The organism is Mesorhizobium sp. (assembly GCF_004962925.1).
Taxonomy (GTDB): domain Bacteria; phylum Pseudomonadota; class Alphaproteobacteria; order Rhizobiales; family Rhizobiaceae; genus Mesorhizobium.
This window is the reverse complement of sequence record NZ_SUEO01000261.1, coordinates 1-5614: the sequence shown is the minus strand read 5'-3', so window position 1 is coordinate 5614 and position 5614 is coordinate 1. Positions and strand designations below refer to the sequence as shown.

6 protein-coding genes and 1 tRNA gene are annotated in these 5614 nt (G+C 64.6%); 3 read left to right on the top strand and 4 right to left on the bottom strand.

All coding sequences use genetic code 11. The features are described 5' to 3' along the window. The 3 genes from E5W87_RS31645 to E5W87_RS31635 form a co-directional block, all read right to left on the bottom strand. A partial coding sequence (locus E5W87_RS31645; RefSeq protein ID WP_292406738.1) for a mannitol dehydrogenase family protein occupies positions 1-1151 on the bottom strand: 1151 nt, incomplete at its 3' end. Next, the gene (locus E5W87_RS31640) at positions 1148-1930 is read right to left on the bottom strand and encodes an SDR family oxidoreductase (RefSeq protein ID WP_292406735.1); all 783 of its coding nucleotides are present in this window, start codon (positions 1928-1930) and stop codon (positions 1148-1150) included. The genes E5W87_RS31640 and E5W87_RS31645, both read right to left, overlap by 4 nt. A 72-nt stretch (positions 1931-2002) precedes the next feature. After that, positions 2003-2914 (bottom strand): MurR/RpiR family transcriptional regulator, encoded by a 912-nt coding sequence (locus tag E5W87_RS31635; RefSeq protein WP_292406732.1) that lies wholly within the window; start codon positions 2912-2914, stop codon positions 2003-2005. 187 nt (positions 2915-3101) lie between these two features. Between E5W87_RS31635 and E5W87_RS31630 the strand changes: the two genes are divergently transcribed. Continuing rightward, a complete protein-coding gene (locus E5W87_RS31630; RefSeq protein WP_292406728.1) occupies positions 3102-4286 on the top strand; it encodes a Gfo/Idh/MocA family oxidoreductase in 1185 nt (394 codons plus the stop codon). A gap of 370 nt (positions 4287-4656) precedes the next feature. On the opposite strand, the gene E5W87_RS31625 is transcribed toward E5W87_RS31630, so the two are convergent. Next, positions 4657-4732, bottom strand: a tRNA-Ala gene (locus tag E5W87_RS31625). Positions 4733-4894: 162 nt separating this feature from the next. On the opposite strand from E5W87_RS31625, the gene E5W87_RS31620 reads away from it, so the two are divergent. Both E5W87_RS31620 and E5W87_RS31615 read left to right on the top strand, forming a co-directional pair. After that, positions 4895-5185, top strand: coding sequence for a YggT family protein (locus E5W87_RS31620; RefSeq protein ID WP_292406725.1), 291 nt, complete (start codon positions 4895-4897; stop codon positions 5183-5185). Between the two features lie 12 nt (positions 5186-5197). Beyond that, complete coding sequence (locus E5W87_RS31615; RefSeq protein ID WP_292406722.1) at positions 5198-5512, top strand: DUF167 family protein; 315 nt, start codon at positions 5198-5200, stop codon at positions 5510-5512. Positions 5513-5614 lie beyond the last annotated feature (102 nt).

Sequence of the window (5614 nt, the reverse complement as noted above, 5' to 3'; positions counted from 1 at the left end):
TTTTGCGAGCCGTCGGTGGCGATCTGGTGGTTGCGATGGCGGATCGCGGTATTGCGCAGGCGAGCGAGGCTTTGCTCGACATAGGCCAGCGGCGCCACACCTGGCACCGGCATCAGCGTCGGCAGCGTCTCCTCCAGCAACATGCGGCGAACGAAAGTGGCGAGCAGCGGGTCGGCTATGGCATCCGATGTATGCTCGAGGCCGGCCAGCACGCCGAGAGTGGCAAGCGTGGTCTGGGCGCCATTGAGCACCCGCATCTTCAGGTGCTCGAACGGCGTGACGTCGTCGACGAAGCTTGCCCCAACCAGATCCCAGCGCGGCACGCGGCCGGCGAATTTTTGTTCGATCACCCATTGCCGGAATGGCTCGCCGACCACGACAGCGGCATCGCGGTAGCCGAAACGCTGTTCGACAGTGTCGATGTCGGCTGGCGAGGGCGCTGGCGCGATGCGGTCGACCATGGCTGAAGGAAAGGCGACATTGGCGGCGATCCAGTCCGCCAGGCCATTGCCGCGCCGCCTGGCCAAAGCCTGCACCACATTGGCCAGGATGATGCCGTTGGTCGGAATGTTGTCGCAGGAGAGCAGCGTCACCGGACGGCCGTGCGAGGCCATGCGCAGTTCTAGCGCCCGCGCCAGAATGCCCGGCACGCTGCGCGGTATCAGCGGGTTGGCGAGATCGTGGAGAATATCCGGGTGATCGACATCCAGCGCGCCGCTGGACGGAATGTGGCAATAGCCCTTCTCCGTCACGGTCAGCGTGACCATCTCGATGTCGGCGGAAGCCAGCACGTCGAGCGCCGGTGCGGCACGGTCCTGACTGTCGACGACCGACACGATGCTGCCGATGACGCGCGCCTCGACTTGGTTGTCTTCGCGGATCAGGCGCGTGTAGAGCCCGCTTTGCCTGCCCAGCGTATCCGACAGGTGTGGAGCGCGGATGTTGATGCCAACCACCCCCCAGCGATCGAAACGGCGCGACAGTAGATCGTCGGTGTATTCGGCCTGGTGGCAGCGATGGAAGGCGCCGACACCGATATGGGCCATGCCCGGCGTAAGTGCTGCCCGGTCATAGGATGGCTTTCGGACCGCAACGGGAAGCCGGCTAATAAGTTTCGGGCCGAGCGTTTCGGGGGGCGTTGAAGCGCTCACCGGTTCGCCCCCACTACCCATTGCTCCTGGTCGATCAGCGCGCCGGTCATCGGCCCGGAGGCGTCGGAGAGCAGGAACACGGCGAGGTTCGCCACTTCGTCGGCTGCCAGCAGTCGCCCGAAAGGCTGCGACGCATTGGCGGCGTCGAGCCAGCCCGGGCCGTGTCCCAGCGTCTGCGCCTGCATGATGCGTTCGGCCGGCGTGTCGGTCCAGCCGACATTGATGCCGTTGACGCGGATGCGGTCGAAACGGTGCGCATTGGCGGCGTTGCGGGTAAGCGTCGCAAGCGCGCCCTTGGTGGCGGAATAGACGGCCAGTTCGGGCGAGCCGCAATGCGCGTTGATCGACAGGATGTTGACGATGGCGCCGCCTTGGCCTTGCTCGAGCATCTGCGCGATGGCTGCCTTCATCAGAAAGAAGGGCGCCCGTGCGTTGACGGCGAACAGCGCCGCCCAGTCGTCAAGGTCGGCATCGAGAAACGAGGCGCGGTTGGTCAGGCCGGCGGCATTGACCAGCGCGTCGATGCGGCCGAAACGGCCGACGCATTCCTCCACCAGCCGCGCCGGCGCCGCGGTATCAGCCAAATCGGCGGCGACGAAAGTCGTCGGCGTGCCTATTTCTGAAAGCGCCGCTGCGACTTCGTTGCCGCGCACTGGCTCGCGGCCGGTGACCAGCAGGCCGCCGGCACCAGCGCGCGCCAGCGTCTCCGCGATCGCCCGGCCAATGCCTTGCGTCGCGCCGGTGACCAGCACCACCTTGTCGTCTAACCGAAGCTCCATTCCTCCTCCCGGAACAAAGTTTCTATTTTCCTAGATATGGAACACCAATTCCCGATAGTCAATTGTACCGCCTCAGGCCGTGCGACGCGCGACGACACCGTGGACGAGCGTCATGCCGACTGCGAGCGAAGCGGCAAGCGAGCGGAAGCCGGCAAAGTCCGACTCAACCACTTCCAGCCAGGTGTCCGACAGCTTGACCAAGGGAGAAAACGTGCTGTCGGTGATGGTGACGATACGCGCCTTCCGCTCATGGGCGACAGCGACGAGGTCCGGCGTGATCGAGTTGTAGGGGCTGAAGGAGACCGCCAGCACGGCGTCGCGCTCGCCGATGCAGCCGATCTGGTCGAGGGCGATGGAGCCGACATTGTCGACCAGCACGTTGCGCACGCCCTGCTGTGACAGAGTGAGCGAAAGATAGGTGGTGACGGGAAAGGCGCGTTTGCTGCCGATCACATAGATCAGGTCGGCGGAAGCCAGCAGGTCGACCATTTTCTCGAAGCTGTCGATGTCGAAACCCTTGTCGATGCGGCCGAGCGAGGCCTGCGAGGCGCCGACCATGCCGTTGAGAAAATGCAGGTTGACGTTGGGCTCGGCCGTGGCCCGCTCCTGGCCGTCGCGCCCACGTCCCTCGGGCCAGGACCCCTTGACGTGATCCTTGAAGAGACCCTGGAAATCGGAAAAGCCGGCAAAGCCGAAGATCTGGGCAAAGCGCACCAGCGTCGAGGGCTGCACCCCAGCCTGCTCGGCGACCTGCGCGATCGTTCCCAGTGCGACGTCGCTCGGATGCTGCCACAGGAAGATGGCGACCTGGCGCAGGCGTTTTGGAAAATGGACGGTGCCGGACGAAAGCACGGCGCGCAGTTCCTCGTAGGTCTGCGGCTTGGTATAGCCGAGCGCGGCAAGCGACCGACCCTGTTTCTTCGCAACGGTATCGCTGCGGCCACCAGGGTCAGCTTGGTCGGACGGTCTGCGCGCCCCGCTCATGGTGACAAGGCGATGGCAAACATTCGGTGCTTCGTCATCCGACCCTCCCAAGATCGCACAGGCTTCAGGCTTCAGGCTAGCGCGGCGTGGTCGTTTTTACAAAACGAAATTTGGAAATAATGTTCGAAAATGGCGCCGACATCCTATAGTCCGGGGCGACGTAAAGCGTTTCTCTGGGAGGATATTCATGGTCTACGCAATCGCTGACGGATCGGTGCGCGAACGCTTGCGGGTAGGCATGGTGGGTGGCGGGCGCAACGCTTTCATCGGCGCCGTGCACCGGCTGGCCATGCGGCTTGACGACCAGATCGCGCTGGTTGCCGGCGCACTGTCTTCGGATCCCGAAAACGCTGCCGTCTCCGCCGCCGAGATTGGTATCCCACCCGAGCGCAGCTACGGTGACTACCGCGAAATGGCCCGCGCCGAAGGCGCCCGTCCCAACGGCATCGAAGCCGTCGTCATCGTGACGCCAAACCATCTGCACGCGCCGATCGCCACCGCCTTCCTCGAAGCCGGGATCGACGTGATCTGCGACAAGCCGCTGTCGACGACACTGGTCGATGCAGAAGCACTGGTGAGCCTGGCGCGCGTGAAAAACCGTAAATTCGTGGTGACGCTCAACAATACCGGTTACGCCATGGTCCGGCAGGCGCGCGAAATGGTGGCGGCCGGCGAGCTCGGCCGCGTCGTCGCCGTGCACGCCGCCTACACCCAGGATTGGCTGACCTTGCCGATCGACGCGGAAGGCCAGAAGCAGGCCGAATGGCGCACCGATCCGGCGCGGGCCGGGCAATCGGCGGTGCTCGCCGACATCGGCGTGCATGCGTTCAACCTGGCGAGTTTCGTCTCGGGCTGCCAGGCCGAGGCGGTCGCGGCCGATCTCTTCACCGCTGTGCCGGGGCGGCGGCTCGACGACAACGCCCATGTGCTTGTGCGCTGGTCGGGCGGCGCGCGCGGCACCATCCTGGCCAGCCAGACCTCTCCCGGCCACTACAACGATCTTTCGGTCCGCATCTACGGCGACAAGGCCGGGCTTGAGTGGTCGGGCATGCGACCGGAAGAACTGCGCTTTTCGCGCCATGGCGAGGAAACGCGCACGCTGGTGCGCGGCGGCCATGGATCGTCGGAGGAAAGCCGCCGTGTGTCGCGCATGCCGGCCGCGCATCCCGAGGGGTATATCGAGGCGTTCGACAATCTCTACCGCGATGCGGCCGATATCATTCGTGCCCATCGCGCCGGCGCCGCGGTCGATCCGGCGCGCACTGCCCAGGTGCCCGATGTCGTCGACGGAGCCCGTGGCGTAAAATTCGTCGCGGCAGCCGTTGCCTCGAGTTCCGCCGGTGGGGTCTGGACGCCTGCTTTGTTTCCCTGAGTGCCGAGAATACAGGTTCGAAGGACGGCAGTGGCCGGCACTTGGCATCAGTCAGTGCGCAGGTCGATCTGCGGGCGCAAAATAGTTGCCATGAAAGCCAAAGGGGATGTGATGCGGGACGGATGCGCGGGCGCGTTCGGCGAGCGGGGTCAATCGGCTTCGCCACCAGGTCGCCGATCTTTTTGTGATCGAGACAGGACCGCGTATGACGCGGTTCTGGGCGTCATAGGCTGTCGGCGCGGCGTGGACCTTCGTCATCCGCCCACATGCGGCTGCCGCCGTGCTGGACAAGACCGGCTGCGCGAGCCACAGCCCAGCCAACGGAAAAACCGTTCACTGGCAGCGAAATCAGATATTTAGGATATTCCGCTGGTGGAGCTGAGGAGGATCGAACTCCTGACCTCGTCATTGCGAACGACGCGCTCTCCCAGCTGAGCTACAGCCCCGTCCAGCGGATGGGCGCATTTATCGGGCGCGGCGGTTTCCTGTCAAGACGGCGTTTTGCCCAAAAAGCCGCACGGCCAGCCACCGGCCTGGCGTGCCGCGGCAGGTGGCTCTTGCCGCTTTCGCCCGCAATGGCTACATGTCGGCAACAATCGGAGACCGGCATGATAGCTCTCATTCAGACCATTGTCCTGGCGCTTGACATTTATTGGTGGATCATCATCGCTTCGGCGATTTTCTCCTGGCTCTACGCCTTCAACGTCGTCAACTCGCGCAATCAGTTCGTCGATAGCGTCAGCAACATGCTCTTCCGGCTGACCGAGCCGGCGTTGCAGCCGATCCGCCGCTTCTTGCCCGACCTCGGCGGGATCGACATTTCGCCGATCATCCTGCTTCTGATCCTGTTCTTCCTCCGGCAGTTCCTGCTCACCACGGTGGCGCCGCTGGTCGTCTGACCCGGCCGCTCCATGACTGGGCCGTTTCGCCCGCGTAATGACGGCGTCGACCTGTTCGTCCGGCTGACGCCGAAAGCGGCGATGGACAGGCTCGAAGGCATCGAGATCTCGGCAGACGGGCGAAGCCATCTGAAGGCTCGCGTCCGTGCCGTGCCGGAAAACGGCGCCGCCAATCAAGCGCTCGAACGGCTGGTCGCCAAGGCGCTGGGGGTGCCACGATCGGCCGTCTCGGTCGTCGCCGGCGGCACGGCCCGGCTGAAGACGCTGCGCATCCTCGGCGATCCGGCGGTGCTGGCGAAAGGCATCGAGGCGCTCAGCGACGCTTGAGGCGTCTTATTCCTTCGCGCCCTCCGACCGCTTCGCGGCCACCTCTTCCCCGCAAAGGCAATCGCATTTGGACTCTTGCGAAGATGGACCCCCACCCTAACC

What these genes read in the sequence shown, in the direction of transcription:
- E5W87_RS31640 (WP_292406735.1), bottom strand. Translation starts at nt 1,930, where the DNA reads ATGGAGCTTCGGTTAGACGACAAGGTGGTGCTGGTCACCGGCGCGACG.
- E5W87_RS31635 (WP_292406732.1), bottom strand. Translation starts at nt 2,914, where the DNA reads ATGAGCGGGGCGCGCAGACCGTCCGACCAAGCTGACCCTGGTGGCCGC.
- E5W87_RS31630 (WP_292406728.1), top strand. Translation starts at nt 3,102, where the DNA reads ATGGTCTACGCAATCGCTGACGGATCGGTGCGCGAACGCTTGCGGGTA.
- E5W87_RS31620 (WP_292406725.1), top strand. Translation starts at nt 4,895, where the DNA reads ATGATAGCTCTCATTCAGACCATTGTCCTGGCGCTTGACATTTATTGG.
- E5W87_RS31615 (WP_292406722.1), top strand. Translation starts at nt 5,198, where the DNA reads ATGACTGGGCCGTTTCGCCCGCGTAATGACGGCGTCGACCTGTTCGTC.